The organism is Sporosarcina sp. P2 (assembly GCF_002743255.1).
GTDB lineage: Bacteria > Bacillota > Bacilli > Bacillales_A > Planococcaceae > Sporosarcina.
On sequence record NZ_PDYY01000007.1, the window covers coordinates 129,351 to 152,728 of the forward strand.

Genomic DNA, 23,378 nt, shown 5'->3' on the forward strand with positions numbered 1-23,378 from the left:
CTTTAACTGATAAAATCAATAGTTCAACAACAATTTTGAGAGTAACGACTGTAGGAGTAGGAGTAGGTCAAGTCTCCCAAGAAGATAAGGATACTTTTGCTATAGCTATCACAACAGCTCAAGGTTTGTACGATGATAGAGCGAATAAGACACAAGGACAAATAGATGCAACCACCACAACTTTAAAAGATGCTATCACTACATTTCAAGGAAAAATCATTACAGCAGGTGATTCATCTGCATTAAGTACAGCGATTAATGAAGCATCAACACTTCATACAACCGTCTTAGAAGGAACATCAGTAGGTCAATATGTAGCTGGCTCGAAAGCGATATTAAAAACAGCGATTGATACAGCTCAATCGGTGTTAGATGATGCGTCAAACAAAACTATTCAACAACTAAGCGATGCGAAAGACGTATTGGATCAAGCTGTAGGCGTATTTGAATATGGAATAGTCAAGGCAGGAGATGCCACGACATTGACTACAGCTATCCAAGAAGCAACAACGCTTCACGCGAACGCAGTGGAAGGTACAGTAGCAGGTCAATATGTAGTCGGCTCGAAAGCTACATTACAAGTAGCGATTGATACAGCTCAATCGGTGTTAGACGATGCATCAAACAAAACCGCTCAACAACTATTGGATGCAAGAAATACATTGAAGCAAGCGGTGGTTGTTTTTGATAAGAGTATAGTTATCGCATTATCAGGATTAACAAATGTAACTATTACAGGAACAGCGATGGATTCTAGCAATCGCATCGCACTTGAGACTGGTGAATCACTTTCTCTTACATCCAGCGATGAAACTGTCGCAACGGTAACAGAAGACCCTGTAGGAACCATTAAAGTAACTGGTGTTGCATGGGGCGAACCGATTATTATCGCAGTTCAAGTGAAAAAAGATGGAGTGGTGACTAAAACTGGTGCCTTCACAGTGAGTACCTTACCTGCAGCTCCTATGAGTATAACAAGCAGAATGATGACGGGCTTAGATTTTTCAACTGTACCAACTACACAAGCAAAACTTGTGAGTAAGCCTGTTACTATAGGTGATTTCACCGGTAATCGGAAAGACTTTGCAATTAGAATCAATGGTGATCGCATTCCTATTTACGTAAATTGGAAGTTATCAACCGATTTTCCAAAAGGTGCATCAATGGGAAGTATTGTGGAGAGCCACATTCAAGACTTCTATTATCAAAAAGGTGGAGCAGATGGAATTATGAATCGTCCGATTGCAGCATATGGGTTTGATGATACATTCCAAATCAGTGCGTTCCAACCAGGTTCAGCTTCATCCTTTTCTTTAGAAGGTGCGGACTGGTCATACTTTTTTGAACAATCCACCGCACAAGGAACAGATACAGATACATCTAAGAATCGTAATTTTACCATTAGTGATGGCATCCACACGGCTACTATACAATTGACATCCAACTATTCAACATTTGATGCTTTCGTAAACCTCCTTAATAGTCGGATAGCAAATGCCGGGGTAAAAGCCCAAGCCGAAAAAGTAGGTACGACACAATTCAAAATCACGTCAACACTATCAACAGGAACTATAATAATCGATGGTGTAAACAAAGCAGATTTTTTTGAATGAAACGCTGTGCATTACGTAATAAATACACTACTCTGACGGTGTAGAAGAGAACGAAGAGTCTTCTGATCGACATAATTATGAAAGAATATGTTCTAGTGCGTTACACAAATAGTAAAAAATTGCAAAACAATTAACATCTCTCAATATTCAAATCAATATACGTATACTATAATTGACATAGGGGAAATAAGTTGTAAAGATCTATTGCTGACGGATCGCCGTGTGCGATGAAAGTCACCTGCACGGTGAAGGCTCGATCGAAATCCACAGTGATGATGGTATAAGAAGAGAATAGTGATGTAATAAATTATTTTTTTGTAGATTATAATTTTGGTATGTCTAAAACCGGTATATCAAAAATAGCTTTACAAACGGGTTTTACTCCTATTGGAGAAGAAATTGGGGATGTTATTGCATTCATCAATGAACCCGAACAAAAGCTCATGAGCTTCTTAGTGCCAGAAGTGGGTATGCAAGGTAAGTATATTATGTTCTCAGAGATAGCCTCAGAAGGAAAAGAACTAACCGATGTGTTAAGCGAGCATTGTACAAAGTATATGAGATTAAATCGGCTTGGTTTGCAGGAGACGGAAAGAAACGTGAAAAATGACTTTGGTTTAATAGCTTATCAAAATGGTTAGTATGAAGGATTTGTGCAAGTAAGTAAAACTGATGAATCAAATGTATTTGAAATAGTATATGTTATAGTCAATGGAAACTACTTTTCCGGTGTAGTGGACATGAGACTGTAAAAAAACAATATAATTTATTTGGAATGTATATTAATATGTCACGGGATTTATAAATTATCCTGTCTATCGAATAGCTTAATTGATAAGTAGGATATTTTTTGATCTTCTAGAAAAAAGAGACTCTTTCTTTTGTCTACTGTTTTTCCTTATCATTCATATATTATAATCTGAATACAAATCGAAAGACCTTACTGCCACCATCGGAGTAAGGTCTATTTTAATTGGAAGCATCTGTTTTAACACCGGTTGAAAAGATTCAACTCTATGAGTAATAATTTGTAATGAATATCAACGTATTAAACAACCATTCATTAGGCAGAATTAGATTAGCACGAAAGGAGTGTAAATAAGAAGGTCCCAGTTACATGTCGAGACACGTGCTGGACAATCCTCTTAAGATGAAATGAAGAATAAATGGAGGAGATGATGAAGTGAATCAGAAAATTGGTATCAGTTATTTCAGAATTGCAGCTACAGATCAATCAGCAAGCGATGTGGAAAAGGAATCAACACGTCAAAAGAAAATTGAAAGTTATGCATCTGAACAAGAGATCTTAATCGTGAGACAGTATGCCGACATTGGCTATTCTGGATTGGACATGGACAGACCCAGTGTCAAACAGATACTCAATGATTTACGGGCTAACGAAGAGAAAATTGATTGCTTGCTCGTTGACTCAACAGCAAGTCTAAGTCGTGATACCGTGGAACTCATGGAATTACTTAAACAATTGAATCAGTATGTAGAGAGTGTAATATCGGTAGATGAAGGGGAGTTAATTGATCTTGGCATTGAACTTGATTACAATGCGAATTGAAATATTGACGATGTAGAAGAAAAGTCAGCTACCTTTAATAAACTGTACCCTATATGATGGACACTTTGAAAAAGTCCCTCTTATAGGGTACTTTTATGTATACATGAAAAATGATGTCGAGGGTGGGATCAAATGACTAACATATTATTTACTAAAAAAGAACAGGATCAACTAAAATGTAATCCCAATGTGAAAGCAGTCAGTGAAAGAGGAATTACTTATTCAGATGAATTTAAACGTCATTTTATTACAGAATACGAAAAAGTTAAATTGCCAGGGGAGATATTTGAGGAAGCAGGTCTTGACGTTGAGCTAATCGGTAAAGAGCGTGTACATTCCGCTAGTAAGCGTTGGTGTGCTGCGTATCGAAAAGAGGGTGTGAACGGTTTACAGGACACGCGTAAAGGTAATGCTGGTCGTCCAGTAGATCGCGAACTAACACTTGAGGAGAAGATTGCTCGTTTAGAAGCCAAAAATCAATTATTACGTGCAGAGAATGAATTACTAAAAAAGCTCGATTTACTCGAAAGGCAGGCGTTGAAGATGAAATGAAAATCCCATCAGGAGTGAAATTTGAATTAATTCATTACACCGTTAACAAGTATAATTTGAAGCGGATGGATATTTATTTTCACTCAAGAAATTAGCCGATTTGCTTCAATAAATCGGAATACATATAACCAAGAAAGTGAATACATAAAAAAAGGCATGCCAAAGAAGTCTTTTTAGAGGGATAAAATTTATTGTGAAATAAAATCATGCTACTTTCTTTTAGGTATGATAGAGACCATTTAATACGGGTGTCGCTTCTAATTTCGTATCTTCTATTGCTGTCGGTATATAAGTGACAGAAGGAATGGGTGTCCCGCAATTTATTCCTTGATGTGTTCGGTCGGTATTGTAGTATTCTTCAATGTTTTCTTGGAGCAGTTTATGTAAATGTTTCTGATTTAACGGAATTACTTGGGCCAACAGTTCTCTTTTAATCATGCCATTGACTCTTTAGGCATATGGGTTTTGCCATGGCGATCTTTAGGCGGTTCTTTTTGCTGTAATATTAGATGAGGTTTTTATTATTAATTAAGATTATTACCAATCTCTATTACAGAGAAGTAATAAATTTTTATATTGTTCAGCTATTTAATAAAATAGTTCATTGGTTGTGGTACAATCATAATGGTTATTAGCATTAATATGTAATTTATGTCTATTTATATTTTGATAACGTAGGAGGAAGATGGATGAGAAAATGGTTAAGTCTATTGCTAGTAAGCATACTTGTGTTTAGTATTTTTGGGGATACTTCAGCAGTTTATGCAAAAAAGAATGGAAATACAAATGGTTGGGATAAATCAACCAATGTTGAATTAGATAAAGAATGGACAATTACCTTTTCTCAAGAGTTAAATAAGGGTTTATTGTTAGATGATTTTATCTATGTTTTAAATTCTAAAGGAGAAAAATTAGATAGCCATGTTTACTATGATAAGCTAGTACAAAAAATTCGTGTGCAGGCTCCTAGTGGTGGATATACTCCGCAATCTGATTATACCCTTGTAATAGAAGAAGGATTGCAGTCAAAGGGTAAACAAAAAATGAACAAGACTGTAAAAAAGCCATTTACAACAGGTGAATTGTTCACTCCCAAAGAACAATTCAAAGAACGTAAGGAATCTACCAATGATGTGTTATTTGAAGAGGATGTAACTTTTTTAGAAGAGCAAGTAGTGCTGACAGATCAGTATGATACACACACCATTCGTGTGGATTCTTCTCGTATATACACTACAGGAGATATTATTATATTACCTCCTACAGATCAATATCCATTCGGCTACGCTGCAAAGGTAGTTTCGGTACAATCGGTTACAGATGGATTTACTCTGAAAATAGTAGAACCTAATCTTGAGGAGGTTCTTACGGAGTTTGATATCTCCGAAAAAAACGAAGTCGATGCTGGTGATGTAGTGGTTTCAGACGAGTTACTAGATGGACAGTTTTCGTCGTCATTTGTTGATCAGCTAGGATTGCTAGAGCCTAAAATAGAGGTTATTGAGAAAGACACGGGTTTTTCTATCCATTTATCTGATGTGGGTTATGAATTCAAAAAAGAAGGAAAACCGGTAGATGGCGTCACTATTAATGGTGAAGGCGGCATTAGACTGAGTGGTACAATTGATTTTGATAATCCAGTAACAACATTAGATGTAGAAAAAGAGAAGTGGTATTCAATACCTGTAGTACACAATCTAGGATTTTCTGCGGAACAAAAGTTAGAACTAGCAGCAGATATGTATGGTGAAGCAATGGTGGATATGAAGTTTCCATTAGCAGATGTTCCGGTTCCATACGCCTCTCTTAAAGGTGGTAAATTCGCCAAAGCCGGCGTATTTGTTAGATTGTTTTTGCTCATGAAATATGATGCGGAAGGTAAAGCACATTTCAGTGTTAGTCAGGAATATCTAACAGGTACTGGACTCAATCGTACTGATAAAGGAGAGTATAAACCTTATAGTACCTTCGAAAGAAAAGATCCTGTATTTAAAGTGGAAGACTTAAAAGGTCATTTAGGAATGAATAAAGGTCTGCAAGTAGATGTAGCAGGTGTCATTTTACAATGGGATTTAGTAGCTTTACAAAATAAGGGAACTTTTGATGTCGGTGTAGAGGCAGGGAAGTTATTTGAAACAGCAGATATAGAACAGTATTGTTATGACTTTGGTGCATCATTAAACTATGCGATGACTGCAAATGTATTAGCGAAGAGTTATGAGATATTTGAAGGGCAATATTCAGTAGCTAGATTTTCAAATTGTGAGCTTAAGGACTTAAACTTTGCAGAAGAAAAGTTAGAATTAGACGCCGGTAGTCAAAAAAAGCTAGCTATACACGGTAACCTATTAGATGGAAGTAAAATAGATTTTCTTCTACCACATGACTTTATTAGTTTTTCTTCTACAAATCCAGATATTAAAGTGGACTCTCGAGGATATATAAAAGTGTCTGAAAACATTAAATCAGGTGCAGACTCACAAATAATAATGAGGTATAAGACCACACATACAGAAATCGAAAAATCTTTGCCACTAGTGATAAAAGGTTTAGAAGAAGAAGTGGATAGTGGCGATACGTTTGATAAAATAACCATGGGTGAAAGTATTATTCGTAAAATCAGTCCAGATAGCGACAGCGTATTCAAGTTCATACCTTCAAAAGAAGAATTACAGACACATACGCATGCTATGATTGGTTTTGAAAGCGATATTGCAGTACAAGTCTCGCTGTATACAAGTGCTAAAAAGCTTGAGATGGATAAACCGTATCAAGTTTCTTCAGAATACATCAAAGTACCTTTGGCGTTTGAAGGACCTTATTATGTAAAAGTAACTTCTAAAAGGGAAGGGGAGTTCCGTGCGGAGCCTGCTTATGAAACTGATGCGCCCCAAGATCATCCGAATGGCGGAGCTTGTGCCGTTGAAACTACAACTACAGATAGAAATGTTATAAGAAGTTTACAATATATTCGTGATGAGTTTTTGGTTAAAACGGAGCAGGGAGAAAATATTGTAAATTTGTATAATAAATTGTCGCCTACATTGGTGTGGAGTATTATGAAAAATTCTACACTTAGAAACAATTTGCTTAATGATTTGAAGAGTATAGATCAGTTGATAGTCGAACTATATAAAGTGGCTGAAGGTAAAGATAGTTCCTACGTTATTACGGAAGAAGAGGCCATTGCTGTACAAAGTATTTTGGAGACGATTAAGGATTATTTACCGGAACAACAGGTTGTTAAGTTGGAAAACATGCAAGATGAGATGAATGTTGAAAATATGGCAAATGAGAAGTTAACTGTATTCCTCGAAGGATCTGAATTAATAGGTGCAGTGGATGAGCTTAATCTATCGAGTGAAATAATTGTGAAACTGAAGGATCAAGACGTTTTAAAAAATCCATTAGCACAAGCTCAATCGATTGTATCCAATGCAACTTATGCAGAAACGGATTTGGAGCTACAAACAGAGCCTCTGTATACAAATGGTAGTGGGGAGTTAGCCAATACGTTTGTAGTTAAAGTGGAGAACGGTCAGCATGTAAGGCAACTGATAGCAGAGTTGGAAAATACAAAGGCAGTGGAATACGTTGAACTCAATCAACCGTATACGATTCAAACTTCTGATGTTAATTATTCCTATCAATGGCCGCTTTCGAATAGTAATTCAGTAGTTGGTGGGGACTTACAATATGAATCACTTATAAGAGAAAATAAAAATCATTCTATGAAGGATGTAATCGTAGCAGTTGTAGATACAGGTGTAAATCATGAGTTAGCTGATTTTAAAAATATTGTGCTGGCGGATAAAGGTTATGATTTTGTTAACAATGATCAGGATGCCATGGATGATAATGATCATGGTACACATGTAGCAGGTATAATAGGAGCACGGGCTGATAATGGATATTCAATGGCAGGACTTAATCAGCATACGAAAATTATTCCTATAAAAGTTCTTAATTCAGACGGAAGAGGAACATCTATAAATATCGCGCGTGGAATTGTGCATGCTGTAGATAACGGAGCGCAAGTGATTAATCTCAGTCTTGGAACAGGTTCAAAAGAGCAAACAATCGAAAATGCAATTACCTATGCTATTCAACATGAGGTAACTGTAGTCGCGGCTGCTGGAAATGATGGTAGTGGTAAAATTTCTTATCCTGCGTCATCCGCAAATACAATTTCCGTAGGTGCGACAACAAGTGCTGGCATCCTGGCAGACTTCTCAAACTATGGACAAGGGATCGATCTCGTTGCTCCGGGAGAGAGTATTCCCAGCCTAGTAACGAGCGGTGAAGTGATGTTTGCGTCTGGTACTTCGATGGCAACACCTTACGCGGCAGCTCAAATTGCTTTGTTCTACTCACTAGCTCAGGATATGGACTCTGATCGGGCATTAGCTTTGATTTCAGATCATCATATTGATCTGGGTGATACTGGATATGACTTGAAATACGGTTGGGGTTTGTTAGATACTGTGAAAGCTATCCAGTCTTTGAAGTAACATGTGGGTACACTCTGTTCAACCAAAAAACTAAGTCAATTAAAAAAGCAGTTTCCGATTTTGACTATAATCGGAAACTGCTATTTCTTTGGAAACCGGTACCTGTGCCATACACAATTATATGTTGAGGTAGCCAATGGAATCAGGAGAAGTGACAATCAGCCGTGTGAAACAGACGGTCAGTTATCCAGCTTCTTTTACGTTAATCTCTGCAACGAATCCTTGTCCGTGTGGGTATTATGGATCTCATGAACGATACTGTACGTGCACTTCTAAATAAGTGACGAACTATCAACTGAAATTATCGGGACCTATATTAGATAAGTTAGATTTTGTTTTGTCGTTGCAGAGCAGTGGACTGAAAGAAAAAACTACATCTGAAAGTTCTTTGGATATTCGTAAACGTGTAGAGAAAGCACGTGAACTGCAATGTTCGCGATACGGAAATAATCTTCGAAATGGCACAGTTTCATTTCAACAACTAGAGCGGACTGGGGGACTTACGGCTGAGCAGTTGAATAGAATTGGCCGTGTCTGTTTTGAACGAAAATGGAGCAATCGAACGCAGGTGAAGCTTATTCGTATTGCTCGAACTATAGCAGACTTGCAAGGAACGCCTGATAAATCGATGATGGCTTTAGAAGAAGCTATTGAATGGAAAAATCCACCTTCAAGATTGCAGATAATAGGGGGTGAAGGAGTTGGTCAGACGTAAACGAAATTGGCAGCCGAATGCGTATTATCATGTCGTGATGCGTGGAAACAACCGACAGAATATCTTTTCTACCGAAGAGGATACGTATCACCTGACGCGTTGTATTTCATATAGCCATGAGAAATATACATTTTCTTTGATTGCATTCTGTATTATGACGAATCACTATCATTTGCTAATCCGGTCTGAAGATGAGATGTCCAAAATTATGCGCGAGGTCAATCGTCGGTACAGTGATTATTACTCGAAGCGCTATCGGCATGTAGGTCGTATTTATTAAAGTCGTTATTTTTCCAAAGAAGTGGATACTCCTCAAGCATTGCTTGCAGTCAGCCACTATATTCATCGCAATCCGATTGAAACCAAGGTGCCAATGGTGGAAAGACTGGAAGATTATCCGTTTGGCTATTTTCGGTATTATCTTTCTTCCGACACAACTCCCCCGCTTTACTTGGATAACAAAACCATTTTGTGTTGATTGCCACCACCGTTTGAAAAGACCAATTCAGGCTATGTTCGGTACTGTTTGATGGAAGTTAAAGAAATAGTCAGTGTGGAGGAGTATATCTTCCAGTAACGTAAAAATCCTCCTTTTGAAAAAGAAGTATCAAATCCCAACACTCCACCCTACAGATTAAATCTGTGAAGTGGAGTGTTGTTTTTTATTTCAAGAAAATGTGAATTATCACGATATCAAGTTTCCGTCAAGAGCTAAGAAAAATGTGTAGTTAAAATAAATTTCACACTAAAATAAACGACTAGTTAGAATATTGTGTGGACTAAGCATTATTTTTGCGCTATACTAATCAAAATGGCACGGGGAGGAAGGCTCATGTTGGATGCAGGGCTTACTACCCGGATGAGTGGTAGTAGTTATAAACAGTTCGGAAAAGAAGTTCTTTGCACTCAAATACACTTTTCCATGCTGGAGGCGATGTTCGAAGTAGATCATGAAGTGCAAAGGCAATTGGACCCAAAGAAGCGTAGGGATATTCGGGATTTCATACTTGATAGTCTGAAAAAAGGGGAGCCGTTTTACTTTTCACCATTTGTGTTCTCTAGTCGGGGAAATATACAAGAAATAGATGGCGGTTTCATGTTGAAACCGGGATGTAGTATTTATGTCCTTGACGCACAGCACAGAATGTCTGCGATTGCTTCTGCTATTAGTCAGTTGAAATCGAAGAAGGAAGCAGCGGAAGAGACGGGGAATCAGGCGGAAGCTGAGGAGGCGCGGAAGTTCATTCAAATACTAGCGGGATATCCTGTTTCGATGCAAGTGTATTTGGATTTGAATCAACAGGAAGAACGGCAGTTGTTTACGGATTATAATACTGAACGACGAGAAGCGCATCCAGGATTCATGTTGTTGTATGATCAACGGGACGCCTATACCGAGCTGACGCGTACTATAGCAGAGCAGATGAAGACGCGGCTAGATATTGATCAGGTGCGTTCGCGGCTCACGGAAGCGAACACGTCTATTACTTCTTTGATTACGATGAAGAAGTGTCTGCTAGCGTTATTTGAAGGATGCTTAACGGTGAAAACAGGTAATCCGTATTACAAAGGTTGTAAAGCGAGTGAAGTACCAGCTATTGCAGAAGCATTCTTTTCCTCTTGGTTGCAACTGTTTCCTAAACGCATGACGGACCGAAAGAATTATGCGTGTGGCGTGACGGGAGTTCAAGTAGCTCTTGCTTATACGGTTTATACGCTAACGCGAGAGCAGTCATTGACGCATATGGAAGCTATTCAGCAACTGCAACTGTTGAAGAAGAGATGCACATGGAAACATGATGATCCTGCATTTGACCATATGTACAATAAACCATCCAAACAAGTACGGAATCATTCGAATTCCACAGCGATTAAGCGAACGATGCTGGAGTTTTTACTCATCATTCGTGAGGAAAGGGAGCGTTTGAATGATCGTCAATGAGATATTTGCGAAGAGACAGACCATAGTCGTCTATACGGTGAAAGAGTTGACGAAAATGCTTGACGATCAACGTTTGGTACTTAGGGAAGTCAATGCGGGGCAGGCTCGAATGATTCGACGGTATATACTTGACAATGTTATTCAGGAACAAATTTATCTTCCACCTATCGTTGCGGCAATCGAATCTGGAAGTCTTGCAGACGGCCGGCCGGATTCATTGATCATAATAGATGGTTCGCAGCGTATGAAAGCGCTCTCACAACTTGAATCGGCAGTTTCTCGCATGACGAGTAGTGATGATACAGCGGAGCAGAAGAAAGGTTTTACGTTACATTATATGCTCAATCAAATCGAAGTAGCCGTGCAAGTGTTTGAAGGGCTGTCGCCAAAAGAAATGGATCAGCTATACATAGATCTCAATACAAAAGGTAAAAAGGTGTCACTGTCGAAGCGGATTTCTTATGACTCGCGCAATGAAGTAAACTCGCTTACGAATAGGCTACTTAAGAGTCATCAGTTGCTTCGAAAAGCGGGAGTGGAGCTGGAGAAGGCTGCCGTCATGAGACCACGTAATACCAATTTGGTTTCGTTATCGCAATTGAGACGATTGGTTGGCTATTTTATGACAGGTAAAGTAGTGAGCGGAAAGATTGCGATGCATAGTGAAAATACAGGAGAAGTGGAAGAAACTTACGAACTACTGATGACATGGTTTGATGAATTGTTCAATTTGCACGATGCGAAAACGATAGGAGACTATACGGTATCTATGTTGGCAAGCTATTCAGTCTTGTCAGCACTAACTCAGTATGCCTACAGTGGAGTGGAAAACGAAACGTACGCAGTGAAACAGCAAACGATCCAGGAGCGTATGCGAAAGCTTTCTCATGTGGACTGGTCACCCAAACGGGATGTCTGGAAGAAGTTCGACGGCGATGTAAGAGGGAAGGACAAATTCTATTATCTAAAACACGATAAGAAAACCAATAAGGCATTGATTGACTGGCTACGCCTTGAAGGAGGTGAGTAGGTAATGACAGGAAAAAATCCCCGAGTGTTAGCAGTCTGCGGAGACTCACTCGGGGATTACCGATTGGAGTATACCAATCTATATCAAGTATACTCTTTTTTTATTAATTTCTAAAGAGATAAAGAAAAAAGGGGGAAACACAATGAAAGTCGAAACGAACTTTATGATTACGAAGGCAACATGCATGATTTATCCTACGTTCAACGAGGTAGGTAAACTACAGTCGGTGGCGATGGAAAACAAAGAGTTGATTCATGTTGATTTCAAGCCGACAGATTTACTGGACCAAAACATTCGTTACCATGGATCCAGTTTGCGAGGTGCGTGGGAAGGATCACGCGTCATTCTGGGCGGAAGATTCGCCATGATACCGGTTATAGTCAATGAGAAGCTGAATATGTATTGGTTTCCTCTTTACTCTCCATCTCGACCAGATTGTGCATGGTTTGCACTGCAACGGATCCACAGCTATCATCGTCTGAATAAAAAACAAACACGTGTCATGTTCGATAATGGGGAATACTTTATTGCGGACATTTCGTATACGAATTTTGATGGCAAATATGTACGAGCTTGCAGGCTGATGCACGCGATGGATAGAAGGACAGAGTCCCTGATGGTATGTGAGAGTCCGCAGTCTGCGACGTATTTGATCAGTCGGGATACGAGTGACAGCGGGTACCAGGTCCCCACACAACTTCCACACAATTAAAGAAAGTACCAGTTCTTAATACAATTATTTAGTCATCAAATATAGTTTCAGTAGTTCAGAATAGTTTATCTTCTGTTCATATTCACCGTATATAGTATAGCTATACAGAATGAATGGAGATGAAGAACATGAGTACTTTATTAATAGTTGCATCGTCTGCAATGGTAGTCGCTCTCATTTTATACAGTATTGGCGTATTCGGTGAGAAAATCAGTGGCACGATTCAATTCAAACATCTAGTATTCTTTGTGGGTGGGCTGATTTTCGATACGATCGGTACTACGCTTATGAACCGAATTGCTACGCAAGACGGAGGTTCGACATTTGGACTTCATCAAATCACGGGTGGTGCCGCGCTTGTATTAATGGCTTTTCATTTAGTGTGGGCAATCCGGGTCTATAACAAAGGCGATGAAAAAGCTAAGCACCAATTTCACAAGTTTAGCTTAGGTGTGTGGATACTTTGGGTTATTTCGTTTGTGCTGGGTATTTTGCTTGGGATTGGGGTTATTTAAATCGGTGCCAGGTCCCCACACAACTTCCACACAATCCTGATAACTATTATCCACTAGAATGATATAAGACACTTACTCATCACCTCTGTTGAAGTCGAGCACGGGTGCAACGAGTAGGTGTCTTTTTTGTTTCTTAAACGTGACGAGTTCATTGACATAGTTTTCAAAGTTCGTTGCGTTAAACAACGTGGAAGGTCGCAGGAATGCACTGAATTCATGGCGGTTTAACCACTGGTTGACCTTAAGGTCGATGACACGAATGAAGTCTTCCTGTGTATAACCTTCTTTAATTCGCCCATTGATGAATTTACGGGTGGCTGCGGATTGTGGTTTAAACTGTTTTCCGGTTTTGTCATTCAGGTACTGTATCACAGAATGTGCGACGTCGAGATTCTTCTCGACAATGGGTTTATTCTTTATATTCTTAAGTTCTTTGGTTATAGGCCGTCCCATAGTGGGATACGCCACCGTCTCAGTTTGAGTGGGCACAGCGTCCAATTGTGGGTTGGCAGTCGTCTCGTGTTGGGGTGGTGCCGCATCCCATTTTGGGTTAGTGGGTATGTCGTTTGGCTTATAGGAAAAAGGCAGCTGTTCGTAATCGATTCGATACCATTTCGTATTGTCGATTTTCATCTTATTGTGCTTCGAAGTGGAAACTAGATATCCTTTTTGTTCTAGGTCGTATGTAATTCGTTTGATTGTATTTAGTGACCAAAATGGAAATTCTTCCTTCCAGTCGTCGTATGAATTGAAGACCCATTTATGACCTTCACGAATGTTTTTTGAAATGTTCAAGCGGTAGTGTAGTTGCTGCAGAAATAGCGCTGCGTTTAGTCCAACTTTCATTGCCAATGACGGTAATAATGGAATCGGCTCTTCATTGATTAATAATTTCATATCGTGATCCCCCTAGAGAAAATTTTTGGAGTACTCAATTTGTACTTCTTATACTCCATATAGGGAGATTTCTCGAAAAGGATACTCTGTTTTTAAAAGAAGGTAAAAGGTCATGGATTGTTGCAAGTGCCATTCTGAATCCAATAAACACCTAGTATTTTTCATAACAAAAGGATCAACCATATCGATACGGTTGATCCTTTTTACTATTAGACTTTTGCGCATGTGATGACTTGCTGTTTATTTATAAGCAGAAGCCCATGGAATCCATTGCATTTTGTAATTTACTCTATTTTTTATTCCAAGATTCACCAACTTGAATCTATATCCATCCCGTGGTGAGAATTTAGGGGAATCAAAACGAGTGGTTCCGTTTTTATTGGCTATAACCGTTTTAATTGTCTGCCAGTTGGAACTGCCGTATGGTCTCTTCTGTATGTATAGCATGAATGATCCGCTCGCTGTACTATTCGCTGTGATGGCACCTTCCATTACAGTGAAACTTTTTACATTACTGCCATAACTTCCTTGATAATTTTGTGTCTCGACGTAATTAGTAAAATAACCACTTCTGCTTTTATAAAGCCAATTTGCTTCTGTCTTAGGTGAAACTAAACCTCCGATACCACTAATGATTACCGCAAACGCAATGATCATCATCCAATTTCTTTTCATTGTTTTCATTAGACATTCCCCATTTCTTCATTACTCGTTCCCGTACTAGTCTAATAGTTTAGATATTTAATGAAAGGTGCAATAGTCCTTCAGCACTTTAGTTGGGGTTCTATAAGGATAAAATAAAGGATGGTGACCATGCTGACTGTACGATAAGTAGTCATAAAAAAACTTCTGTATAATGAAATTACTATGCCTGTACGCATGTAATTTTCATTATACAGAAGATGATGTAGCGAGCAGGATGACTTATCCATCCGTGTCTTCGTCGACAAACTTCCCATAATCCGGAACAGCAATACGTTCAAATTCATTCACTAATTTCTTTAGACTCTTGGCAAGTAACTCCTTTTCCATAGGTAATCCATGGCCCGTGATGGCGACAGATGGATGTAAGGCTTCCAGTTTCATAACGGATTGTAAAGCGGCGCCCCAATCTGTAGTTAAATAGCGCGGTGGTCCACTTATTTCTTGTTCTTGCGTTAGCACCTTATAGAGGTATTCTTGCTTTACAGTCACAAATGCATCTCCGGCAATTAAAGCACCGTCTTTCTGCCTGAAGAACGAGACATGGCCCGGTGAATGCCCTGGTGTGTGAATCCATTTAAACTCCGGCAAAAAAGGTACACTGCCGTCTGGCGGTAAGCTTTGGATATGGCTTCCTAATTGAATAGGATCGGTTGGAAAAATAGAGGATATTTTGGCAATCATCCCGCCTTCTACACTCGTATCGGGGTCTGGATAACTGGATACGCCGGTTAAAAATGGCAGCTCTAATTCATGGGCATACACGGGCACATTCCAATGTTCCACTAGTTCAATTACTGCGCCAACGTGATCGAAATGTCCATGCGTCAATAGAATAGCTTTCGGCCGACTCTTCACACCAAAACGCTCTTCTACAACCGCTATAATTTTCTCAGCCGAGTACGGCATGCCGGTATCAATTAACACGAAGTCTTTTGAGTTCGGATGGCCCACTAAAACAATATTCACAATTTGTATGGTGTGGCAATATAGATCCGGTAACACTTCTAGTCCTTTTCCACTTCCAATGGACGTAGCTGGTATATATTTATAGTCTTCTCCGTTAGATAGTTGTTTATCCAAGAAAACACCTCTTTCATTGTCTTTAAAAAGTCACTTGCCTTATGCATACCCTTTTTCGATTGTAGTATTCACAAAAGGGGAGTGATTATGCAGTCCGGTGCCAGGTCTCCACACAATTTTCATCAGAAAGATACTACTATGACGAGTTATGTATGCTAAAATATTTCCTCAAAATTACCTCTTATAAAGTCCTATTAGTCATTATCTTCGAATAAAATGTAGGACATCATTTTATAGGAGGTTGATTTGTGAATTCACTAGTTGTCTATATGTTCCTTGGAGCATCTTTAGCTGCGCCAATCGGTCCTGTTAAAACGGTTCTGCTAAATACAGGAATTAAAAGAGGTTTTTTTCACGCCTGGGCTTTTAGTTTGGGTTCGGTGGCGGCGGATATTCTGTATATGTTCATCGTCTACTTTGGAGTGGGACAATTTATTGAATCACCTTTAATTAAAATCATTCTCTGGTCGTTTGGTTGTTTTGTGTTACTGTACACAGGGATAGAAAATTTGCTTACGTTGAATAAAGTGGAAATGAGTTTGAAATTCGGTAAACGAGTCAGACTACGAACTTCTATGTTGACCGGCTTTTTGATGTCATTGATGAATCCGCTTACGATTATTTTTTGGTTAGGTATATATGGTTCGATTCTTGCCAAAACAGCTGGTGGATCAACGGGATATCAAATCATCCTCAACAGTGGTGCGATTATGTTGGGAATTATCATTGTGGATGTGATGATGGCCTGTTTATCCAGTGGAGCACGTAAGTTCTTATCTGTCAGGCTGTTAATCATCGTTACCCTTATTTCTTCTCTATCTATGATCGGTTTTGGACTATACTTCGGCATTCAAGCGTATCAAGCGTTATTTTAATCAATTTCCACTGGGTATTTGCGTAATTTTTTACATACTATACGGTTAGCGACGATGAAAAATAAGTCATGAAGTATAAAAAGATCAAGTTAGGAGACCATACCTGTAATTATTTGAACACAATAAGACGAGGTGTGGTAATGGAAAAAGGTGCGGACAAAGTAAGTGTCTGGTGCATTGTTAGTCTGGCTTCAATTCCTCTAATTATGACGCTTGGGAATTCTATGCTGATACCCGTGCTTCCTTTATTGGAAGATAAAGTGGGTATTTCATCGTTTCAATCGAGTATGATCATTACTAGTTATTCGGTAGCGGCTATATTTCTTATACCGGTAGCTGGGTATTTGTCAGACCGTTTCGGACGGAAGATGGTCATATTGCCAAGTTTGGTCTTTGCGTTGATCGGAGGTCTGATTGCGGGGTTTGCGTCGTGGAAGATGGATGACCCGTATACGATGATTATTATTGGCCGAGTATTACAAGGTATAGGAGCGGCCGGTGCCATGCCAATCGTTTTACCGCTCGTGGGTGATTTGTATAAAGATGATGGTGAAAAAAGCAGTAATTGTTTAGGGATTATCGAAACGTCGAACACATTTGGAAAAGTATTAGCTCCTATCTTAGGCTCAGCATTAGCCGCTGCGTTATGGTTCTTGCCATTCTTCTCTATTTCTGCACTCAGTGTCATTTCGTTTGTTCTAATCTTGTTCTTTGTTAAAGTTCCGAAAGAAAAAGATGAACCAGTAAAGTTTAAGGTATTTCTACAGAACACGAAGGACATATTTGCGTCAGAAGGTAAATGGTTGTATACCGTGTTCTTGAATGGTGTTCTGGTCATGCTAGTATTATTCAGTATGTTGTTTTTTTTATCGGAAAACCTGGAGAAAACCCACGATATTGAAGGGATTAAGAAAGGCTTTGTGTTGGCTATTCCGTTATTATTCCTTTGTATTGCTTCCTTTTTATCGGGCCGGAAAATTAAAGGAGAGCTAAAAACGATAAAAAGAGTCATGGTCATTTGCTTAATCGCCATGTCTGCTAGTGTCATTTTTGTTGGATTTACAAGCAGAAAATTAATTCTCCTGTTGATCGTGACGAGTATAGTGGGAATAGCGATTGGCGCATTGTTACCCGCGTTGGATGCCATTATTACAGAGAATATTGAAAAAGAACTGCGCGGCACCGTTTCCTCTTTTTACAGTTCAGCCAGATTTATCGGTGTAGCAGCAGGTCCTCCGTTGATGTCGATTGCTATGAAAGATTTTCTGAACGGCAGTTATATCTTGGCCGCTGTACTGGGAGTTATTTTGACTGTTCTGGTTTTTAAGTTCATACAAGTCGAAGAAATTGAAGAATCTAATGAAAAAAATTGAAAAAGGACCTGACAGTTCATTGCTGTCAGGTTCATTTTCATTTACAGGTATGTACAAGGGGAAGAAGTTACTTGGACTTTAAACTAAAAAGAATGAGGAAGATCCCTGCGAATAGACAAATCATACGTAACAAAGATACTTTTTCCGTGAGGCCATGCAAGGCGATTCCTGTTGTCACGATTAATATAAATGGACCGACTAATGCTAGTAACGAGTTAATGTAAAACGCCTTTTCCAAGTCGTTGAATTTAAACATGAGTGCAGCAGCGGATATTTCGATGCTTCCTGAAATGATTCGTAAGATGATAATGAAAAGTAGCGCTCTTTCTATGATGGAAATCACGTCCTTTCATTGTATTTGGTGGGAGGTACCAGGTCCCCACACAATTCCCACACAATTTACTCATAATATGATAATGAAAAGTAGCGTTCTTTCTATGATGGAAACCACGTCCTTTAATTGTATTAATGCTATCTATATGCAAGGTGTCCATGAGTTATTTGTGCCCTGAATATAGATCGGTTATATGCGCATTGCATGCTCAACTGATGACATGAGTACTCTGGCCAAACATACATAAAATCAGCAACGCAACATAGTATGAATAGGGAAGAAGGTTGCAGGTGACTGAAAATGGAAAGCTCCTCACATTTGTTGGTGTGAAGAGAAGGTTTTCGCCAGGAACCTCGACGAATAGGGAGGGAATGTATTGAAGAGTTTACAGGAAGAGATGTCCTTTGAACTGCGTTTTTGGTTGCAGATATTAGGTGATCATGCACGCTTCATTCATGATTCATTAGCGCCGGATGAAGTGGAAACTATTCAGACGGCAAGTTATTTTATACAGGTGTTTGATGGTCTTCTAGCTAAAGCAAAAGAAGGTGCTGATACACAAACCCTGCAAACAGTAGCGCAAGAAACTCAAAAAGCGGCTGAAGAAATCCGCAAGTTTAAATTGCTATTGATCGAGCGGCATTTAGTCGGAAACATCAAAATTTCTTTGCCGCCTACCTTTATTAATCATATGGTGAATGAAGTAGAAGAAGCTATACGTCTATTCGCATGTTTTGCGAAAGGAAAGAAGCCGCCCACCGTGCATCCTCTTCATCATGACTTGCTTTGGTTGCTAGATGCGGTGGGGCATGCAAACGCTCTGGATACAAATTTAGACCGTGTGGAAACGCATTTGAAAAAGAAAAGTGAAAGATTTACTAAAGAGTGGGAAGCCTTTTATTTAAAAGCGATTGAGATGGCGGGTTATGTACGTACGAATCTGATGGAGTTCCCCGCGTTAAATAGATTTCACCAGGACATTAACTTAGAAATGACGATTTTCAAAGCGTTTTTGAAAGAGCTGGAAGAGATGGATTTGAAGAAAGAAACGCTCGGAACCCTCACTCCTTTAATGGCTGATCATATGGCGCGTGAAGAAATCTATTATTTAATGAAATTAGCTGAGTTAACGGATATTCCAGCGCCAAAGGGAGATCCGACGAAATCACGAGAGTGAAGTACCGGGCCCTCACATCATTTGGTTAGTTAAACATGAGATAAATAAAACCGTTATACAGAAGAAAGCATCCATTCCGTAATTTCGGAGTAGACGCTTTTTTTTTATGTGATGTACAGCTCCCCACATACTAGCGAAAGAAGTCGCGCCGGGTATGAACCGTTAGGAATAAAACGGCATGATGATTCATCCACGAGTTATGAACACAATAAATATACTGAATTGTAAGAGATCGAAATTTACTATATACTGAAGTTGGGATGAATGAACTAGATATATAGCGACTATATGACTAAATATAGTAAATTGAAAAATGGAGGTTGTTCGATGAATCAAGATATTCTCTTACGCAATAATGTGAAAGTTACGGGGAAAGGGGAAAAGACCATACTGTTTGCACCGGGCTTCGGATGTGATTTGAACGTGTGGAGCTTGACAGCGCCTTACTTTGAAGACCATTTCCAAGTGGTCTTATTCGATTATGTCGGTTCGGGACAGTCTGATTATCAAGCGTACCGTGCGGAAAAATATCAAGATCTCAATGGCTATGCGCAAGACGTGCTCGATGTGTGTGATGCTTTAGAATTAAAGGAAGCGATATTCGTTGGACATTCTGTCGGCGGTATTATCGGTATGCTAGCGGCTATTCAGGAGCCTGATTTATTTGAACATCTCATATTAATAGGTCCTTCTCCTTGTTATTTAAATGAATTGCCCAATTACTACGGCGGGTTTGAGAAGGAAGATTTAGAAGGTTTGATTCAGATGATGGACATGAATTATATCGGTTGGGCGAATTATCTAGCACAAGTTATTATGAAAAACCCTGAAAGACCAGAACTTTCACAGCAATTGGAGGATAACTTCTGCTCGACGGACCCAGAAGTCGCCCACCGTTTTGCGATTGCGACTTTCTTCTCTGACCATCGGGAGGATGTGAAGAAGGTTAGGGTGCCATCGCTCATTCTCCAATGTTCGGATGATAGTATTGCGCCTATTGAAGTAGGGCGTTATATGCATCGACACTTACAGAATAGCACGCTCGAAATCATGGAGGCGACTGGCCACTGCCCTCATATGAGTCATCCAGAAGAAACCGTTCAGCTGATTAGCCATTATTTGACTTCCGCATACAAACGTCCCGTCACAAATGGATAGACAGCTAGATTCTGCGCCGTTCGGCTATTTCACACTTGATGATGCAGGGATGTTGATGGAAGTCAATCAAACGCTGCTTCGTTTACTCGGTTATCAGCTTCATGAGGTACAGGGGAAACACATCAATTTACTATTGCCAAACGCTAGCCGGTCATTTTACCAGCTGTACTTTTTTCCAATGATTCGATTACAAAATAAAGTAGAAGAGATGTATTTTTCATTTAAGTCTAAAGATGGGCAGGAAATTTCCGTGCTATTGAACGCACTGCGTAATGAACGAGATGGAAAGGTGTTCAATGACTGTGCATGTTTGCGCATGAAAAACAGGATCGAGTACGAGGAAGTGATTCTTGCGGCCAAAAAAGACACCGAAAAACGCAATCTACTCAAGGCGAAGCAAATAGCAGAGTTAGAGAGCTTGCGAATCGAATTGGAGTCCAAGCAGAAAAAGTTATTGGCAGTAAATGAATCGCTTCTGGAGATGGCCAATACGGATGGACTGACAGGTCTTAGGAACCGTCACTATCTACAAGAGTGTCTTTCTTCATATTTCATGCCAGACACTGAACAGTTCCTGACTCTTTCTTTTCTGTTGATCGATATAGACTATTTTAAAAAGGTCAATGATACATATGGTCATTTGACAGGCGACAGCATATTGCAGAAGTTGGGGAATTTGTTGAGGGATGGAACGAGAAAAGATGATGTGGCTGCTCGTTACGGGGGAGAAGAATTTGCGTTAGTTCTCCCCGCAACAGGGAAAGTAGAGGCGTTAGAAATAGCTGAGAGAATTCGTTGCCAAGTCGAGAATGCGGACTGGAATACTTATGGTGTTACGATCAGTATCGGGGTAGCGACCAAGGTGCCGGGAGATACAGAGAATTCCTTGCAATCTAGGGCAGATTGGGCATTGTATTACTCAAAAGATCATGGACGGAATCGAGTTACATTTGGGACGGAAGAGTGAGGAGGTGCCAGGTCCCCACACAATTCAAACACAATTCGGGTAATTGGAAAGGAAAATGAAAACAGCCACTATAAAGAAAAAAGCGTCAACTCCAAAACTTCGGAGTTGACGCTTTTTAACATTTAGCGTATAAAAAAACAATACTTGTTTGGAAAACTTCATGTATGTTTACCCAATTAATGAAAGGATACATCATGGTATTCAGATAAAGTTATGAATGTTCGGAAGGATGGAAAGAACCAAGTGAAGCGTCGACTGGTAAATATGTAGCCCATCGTAATCCTAAAATGAATACACGCTATCGACGTTTGAAGGAACAGGGAAGTTGACTGACCATGCGTATATCGCAATTGGTGGTCATATAGTACGATTCGCCAATGTCATGAGGATACATCAAACGCTTTATTACAGCGCTTGTTCTGATTCTGTTTTACAGGTACGCTTAAAAAAAGTATTTTAATAGGAATTTAAGCTTCTTGTGCCAGTTTAGTCAAGAAGCGCTCTAGACCATCCATGCCTTTTACTAATTCCTCCATAGACTGTGCGTATGAGATTCGTAAATATCCTTCTCCGTATGAAGAGAATGCACTACCCGGAATGACGGCCACATTCGCTTCTTCAAGCAGGCGAGAGGCGAATTTTTCAGAAGTTAGCCCGGTATTCTTAATGGAAGGGAAAATATAAAAAGCACCCTCAGGTTTAGTCACTGTCAGACCCATTTCTTTTATCCGCGAGTAGACGAAGTCTCTTCTTCTTTTATAATCCTCTTTCATCATCACAATTTCTTCACGTTCTACGCCTTGTCTTAAAGCCTCGATGGATGCATACTGGCTTATTGAAGGGGCGCAAATAGTGTTAAACGAGTGAACGGCATAAAACTGATCTACTAGATAAGCCGGTGCAAAGGCGAAACCAATTCTCCATCCTGTCATCGCATGGGACTTTGAAAGACCGTTAATGATAATGGTCTGATCTTTTAATCCTGGTACTGCTCCGATTGAAAAATGCTTACTTTCATACACTAGTTCACTATAAATTTCATCAGAAATAATAAAGATATCTTTCCCTCGAAGTAATTCGCCAATCTCCATTACTTCTTCTTTTGTCAAGACGGTACCTGTTGGATTGCTTGGATAAGGCAGTAGAACACAACGGGTTTTGTCTGTAAGTTTCTCTTCAATCATAGAGGCGGTCATTTTGAAATCAGTATCAGTTGTGTCTACATAGACGACTTTCGCGTTACACATTTTAATTAAAGGTTCGTAGCCAACAAACACTGGAGCAGGCATAATGACTTCCGAATCCTCATTGAGAATCGTCCGTAGTGTAATATCCAAAGCCTCACTTGCGCCTACTGTGACAATTACTTCGTTTTCAGGGTTGTAATTCAATCCATACAGTTTTTCCACGTAATCACAAGCGGCCTGGCGGAGTTCGTATACTCCTGCTGTTTCTGTATAGTCTGTATGATTATCCTTCAAAGCTTTAATCGCCGCATCTTTAATGTAATCAGGTGTAGAGAAATTAGGTTGTCCAAAGGTCATATTGACGGTGTCAGACGATTTATCTATCATGTTTGAAATCTTGCGAATACCTGAGATTTCGATGTTTTTCACGTTTTTATTCAGTAAGTGTTTCATAACTGTTTCTTC

At 39.5% G+C, this 23,378-nt stretch carries 23 protein-coding genes; 17 read left to right on the forward strand and 6 right to left on the reverse strand.

Features of this window, described 5'->3' with window-relative positions:
* The first annotated feature begins 35 nt into the window (after positions 1-35).
* The 4 genes from CSV67_RS09220 (at position 36) to CSV67_RS09235 (ending at position 3,735) form a co-directional block, all read left to right on the forward strand.
* Positions 36-1,613 (forward strand): hypothetical protein, encoded by a 1,578-nt coding sequence (locus CSV67_RS09220; protein ID WP_099631307.1) that lies wholly within the window; start codon positions 36-38, stop codon positions 1,611-1,613.
* Between the two features lie 335 nt (positions 1,614-1,948).
* Positions 1,949-2,254 (forward strand): hypothetical protein, encoded by a 306-nt coding sequence (locus tag CSV67_RS09225; RefSeq protein WP_099631308.1) that lies wholly within the window; start codon positions 1,949-1,951, stop codon positions 2,252-2,254.
* Between the two features lie 542 nt (positions 2,255-2,796).
* Complete coding sequence (locus tag CSV67_RS09230; protein WP_158232914.1) at positions 2,797-3,183, forward strand: recombinase family protein; 387 nt, start codon at positions 2,797-2,799, stop codon at positions 3,181-3,183.
* Positions 3,184-3,315: 132 nt separating this feature from the next.
* Positions 3,316-3,735 (forward strand): HTH domain-containing protein, encoded by a 420-nt coding sequence (locus CSV67_RS09235; RefSeq protein ID WP_099631310.1) that lies wholly within the window; start codon positions 3,316-3,318, stop codon positions 3,733-3,735.
* 219 nt (positions 3,736-3,954) lie between these two features.
* Here CSV67_RS09235 and CSV67_RS16805 read toward each other — a convergent pair whose 3' ends face one another.
* Positions 3,955-4,173, reverse strand: a complete 219-nt coding sequence (locus CSV67_RS16805; protein WP_199173162.1) for a hypothetical protein — start codon at positions 4,171-4,173, stop codon at positions 3,955-3,957.
* 251 nt (positions 4,174-4,424) lie between these two features.
* Between CSV67_RS16805 and CSV67_RS09245 the strand changes: the two genes are divergently transcribed.
* The 8 genes from CSV67_RS09245 to CSV67_RS09280 all read left to right on the forward strand — a co-directional run bounded on the left by CSV67_RS09245 (position 4,425) and on the right by CSV67_RS09280 (position 13,160).
* Positions 4,425-8,246, forward strand: coding sequence for a S8 family peptidase (locus CSV67_RS09245; protein WP_099631311.1), 3,822 nt, complete (start codon positions 4,425-4,427; stop codon positions 8,244-8,246).
* 136 nt (positions 8,247-8,382) lie between these two features.
* The gene (locus tag CSV67_RS17120) at positions 8,383-8,526 is read left to right on the forward strand and encodes an ATP-binding protein (RefSeq protein ID WP_099631312.1); all 144 of its coding nucleotides are present in this window, start codon (positions 8,383-8,385) and stop codon (positions 8,524-8,526) included.
* On the forward strand, positions 8,527-8,961 hold the full coding sequence (locus CSV67_RS09255) for a magnesium chelatase subunit ChlI family protein (protein ID WP_099631313.1): 435 nt from the start codon (positions 8,527-8,529) through the stop codon (positions 8,959-8,961).
* Entirely contained in the window at positions 8,948-9,241 is a 294-nt protein-coding gene (locus CSV67_RS09260; protein WP_099631314.1) for a transposase, read from the forward strand. Before CSV67_RS09255 ends, CSV67_RS09260 begins: the two co-directional genes overlap by 14 nt.
* Positions 9,242-9,793: 552 nt before the next feature.
* The gene (locus tag CSV67_RS09265) at positions 9,794-10,903 is read left to right on the forward strand and encodes a DNA sulfur modification protein DndB (RefSeq protein ID WP_099631315.1); all 1,110 of its coding nucleotides are present in this window, start codon (positions 9,794-9,796) and stop codon (positions 10,901-10,903) included.
* The gene (locus CSV67_RS09270) at positions 10,890-11,933 is read left to right on the forward strand and encodes a DNA sulfur modification protein DndB (RefSeq protein ID WP_099631316.1); all 1,044 of its coding nucleotides are present in this window, start codon (positions 10,890-10,892) and stop codon (positions 11,931-11,933) included. The genes CSV67_RS09265 and CSV67_RS09270 overlap by 14 nt, the downstream gene beginning before the upstream one ends.
* 142 nt (positions 11,934-12,075) lie before the next feature.
* The gene (locus CSV67_RS09275) at positions 12,076-12,645 is read left to right on the forward strand and encodes a competence protein ComK (RefSeq protein ID WP_099631317.1); all 570 of its coding nucleotides are present in this window, start codon (positions 12,076-12,078) and stop codon (positions 12,643-12,645) included.
* Positions 12,646-12,773: 128 nt separating this feature from the next.
* Complete coding sequence (locus CSV67_RS09280; RefSeq protein WP_099631318.1) at positions 12,774-13,160, forward strand: HsmA family protein; 387 nt, start codon at positions 12,774-12,776, stop codon at positions 13,158-13,160.
* Between the two features lie 72 nt (positions 13,161-13,232).
* Here CSV67_RS09280 and CSV67_RS09285 read toward each other — a convergent pair whose 3' ends face one another.
* The 3 genes from CSV67_RS09285 to CSV67_RS09295 form a co-directional block, all read right to left on the reverse strand.
* Entirely contained in the window at positions 13,233-14,057 is an 825-nt protein-coding gene (locus CSV67_RS09285) for a conserved phage C-terminal domain-containing protein (RefSeq protein WP_099631319.1), read from the reverse strand.
* A gap of 240 nt (positions 14,058-14,297) precedes the next feature.
* Positions 14,298-14,741, reverse strand: a complete 444-nt coding sequence (locus CSV67_RS09290) for a hypothetical protein (RefSeq protein ID WP_099631320.1) — start codon at positions 14,739-14,741, stop codon at positions 14,298-14,300.
* A 240-nt stretch (positions 14,742-14,981) separates the two neighbouring features.
* Complete coding sequence (locus CSV67_RS09295; protein ID WP_099631321.1) at positions 14,982-15,842, reverse strand: MBL fold metallo-hydrolase; 861 nt, start codon at positions 15,840-15,842, stop codon at positions 14,982-14,984.
* Positions 15,843-16,090: 248 nt separating this feature from the next.
* Here CSV67_RS09295 and CSV67_RS09300 point away from each other — a divergent pair, with 248 nt between their 5' ends.
* Both CSV67_RS09300 and CSV67_RS09305 read left to right on the forward strand, forming a co-directional pair.
* Entirely contained in the window at positions 16,091-16,717 is a 627-nt protein-coding gene (locus CSV67_RS09300) for a LysE family transporter (RefSeq protein WP_099631322.1), read from the forward strand.
* Positions 16,718-16,857: 140 nt separating this feature from the next.
* A complete protein-coding gene (locus tag CSV67_RS09305; RefSeq protein WP_099631323.1) occupies positions 16,858-18,090 on the forward strand; it encodes an MFS transporter in 1,233 nt (410 codons plus the stop codon).
* A gap of 67 nt (positions 18,091-18,157) precedes the next feature.
* On the opposite strand, the gene CSV67_RS09310 is transcribed toward CSV67_RS09305, so the two are convergent.
* Positions 18,158-18,433: a YqhV family protein gene (locus CSV67_RS09310; RefSeq protein WP_099631324.1), complete on the reverse strand. Its 276-nt coding sequence runs from the start codon at positions 18,431-18,433 to the stop codon at positions 18,158-18,160.
* A 388-nt stretch (positions 18,434-18,821) separates the two neighbouring features.
* Here CSV67_RS09310 and CSV67_RS09315 point away from each other — a divergent pair, with 388 nt between their 5' ends.
* From CSV67_RS09315 to CSV67_RS09325, 3 genes are all read left to right on the forward strand, one after another.
* Complete coding sequence (locus CSV67_RS09315; RefSeq protein ID WP_099631357.1) at positions 18,822-19,601, forward strand: DUF2935 domain-containing protein; 780 nt, start codon at positions 18,822-18,824, stop codon at positions 19,599-19,601.
* A gap of 327 nt (positions 19,602-19,928) precedes the next feature.
* Complete coding sequence (locus CSV67_RS09320; RefSeq protein ID WP_099631325.1) at positions 19,929-20,759, forward strand: alpha/beta fold hydrolase; 831 nt, start codon at positions 19,929-19,931, stop codon at positions 20,757-20,759.
* A complete protein-coding gene (locus tag CSV67_RS09325) occupies positions 20,752-21,726 on the forward strand; it encodes a sensor domain-containing diguanylate cyclase (protein WP_099631326.1) in 975 nt (324 codons plus the stop codon). Before CSV67_RS09320 ends, CSV67_RS09325 begins: the two co-directional genes overlap by 8 nt.
* A gap of 467 nt (positions 21,727-22,193) precedes the next feature.
* Here CSV67_RS09325 and CSV67_RS09330 read toward each other — a convergent pair whose 3' ends face one another.
* Positions 22,194-23,366, reverse strand: a complete 1,173-nt coding sequence (locus tag CSV67_RS09330; RefSeq protein WP_099631327.1) for an aminotransferase A — start codon at positions 23,364-23,366, stop codon at positions 22,194-22,196.
* Positions 23,367-23,378 lie beyond the last annotated feature (12 nt).

What these genes read in the sequence shown, in the direction of transcription:
- CSV67_RS09305 (WP_099631323.1), top strand. Translation starts at nt 16,858, where the DNA reads ATGGAAAAAGGTGCGGACAAAGTAAGTGTCTGGTGCATTGTTAGTCTG.
- CSV67_RS09225 (WP_099631308.1), top strand. Translation starts at nt 1,949, where the DNA reads ATGTCTAAAACCGGTATATCAAAAATAGCTTTACAAACGGGTTTTACT.
- CSV67_RS09330 (WP_099631327.1), bottom strand. Translation starts at nt 23,366, where the DNA reads ATGAAACACTTACTGAATAAAAACGTGAAAAACATCGAAATCTCAGGT.
- CSV67_RS09265 (WP_099631315.1), top strand. Translation starts at nt 9,794, where the DNA reads ATGTTGGATGCAGGGCTTACTACCCGGATGAGTGGTAGTAGTTATAAA.
- CSV67_RS09270 (WP_099631316.1), top strand. Translation starts at nt 10,890, where the DNA reads ATGATCGTCAATGAGATATTTGCGAAGAGACAGACCATAGTCGTCTAT.
- CSV67_RS09285 (WP_099631319.1), bottom strand. Translation starts at nt 14,057, where the DNA reads ATGAAATTATTAATCAATGAAGAGCCGATTCCATTATTACCGTCATTG.
- CSV67_RS09275 (WP_099631317.1), top strand. Translation starts at nt 12,076, where the DNA reads ATGAAAGTCGAAACGAACTTTATGATTACGAAGGCAACATGCATGATT.
- CSV67_RS17120 (WP_099631312.1), top strand. Translation starts at nt 8,383, where the DNA reads ATGGAATCAGGAGAAGTGACAATCAGCCGTGTGAAACAGACGGTCAGT.
- CSV67_RS09325 (WP_099631326.1), top strand. Translation starts at nt 20,752, where the DNA reads ATGGATAGACAGCTAGATTCTGCGCCGTTCGGCTATTTCACACTTGAT.
- CSV67_RS09320 (WP_099631325.1), top strand. Translation starts at nt 19,929, where the DNA reads ATGAATCAAGATATTCTCTTACGCAATAATGTGAAAGTTACGGGGAAA.
- CSV67_RS16805 (WP_199173162.1), bottom strand. Translation starts at nt 4,173, where the DNA reads ATGATTAAAAGAGAACTGTTGGCCCAAGTAATTCCGTTAAATCAGAAA.
- CSV67_RS09280 (WP_099631318.1), top strand. Translation starts at nt 12,774, where the DNA reads ATGAGTACTTTATTAATAGTTGCATCGTCTGCAATGGTAGTCGCTCTC.
- CSV67_RS09235 (WP_099631310.1), top strand. Translation starts at nt 3,316, where the DNA reads ATGACTAACATATTATTTACTAAAAAAGAACAGGATCAACTAAAATGT.
- CSV67_RS09245 (WP_099631311.1), top strand. Translation starts at nt 4,425, where the DNA reads ATGAGAAAATGGTTAAGTCTATTGCTAGTAAGCATACTTGTGTTTAGT.
- CSV67_RS09290 (WP_099631320.1), bottom strand. Translation starts at nt 14,741, where the DNA reads ATGAAAACAATGAAAAGAAATTGGATGATGATCATTGCGTTTGCGGTA.
- CSV67_RS09315 (WP_099631357.1), top strand. Translation starts at nt 18,822, where the DNA reads ATGTCCTTTGAACTGCGTTTTTGGTTGCAGATATTAGGTGATCATGCA.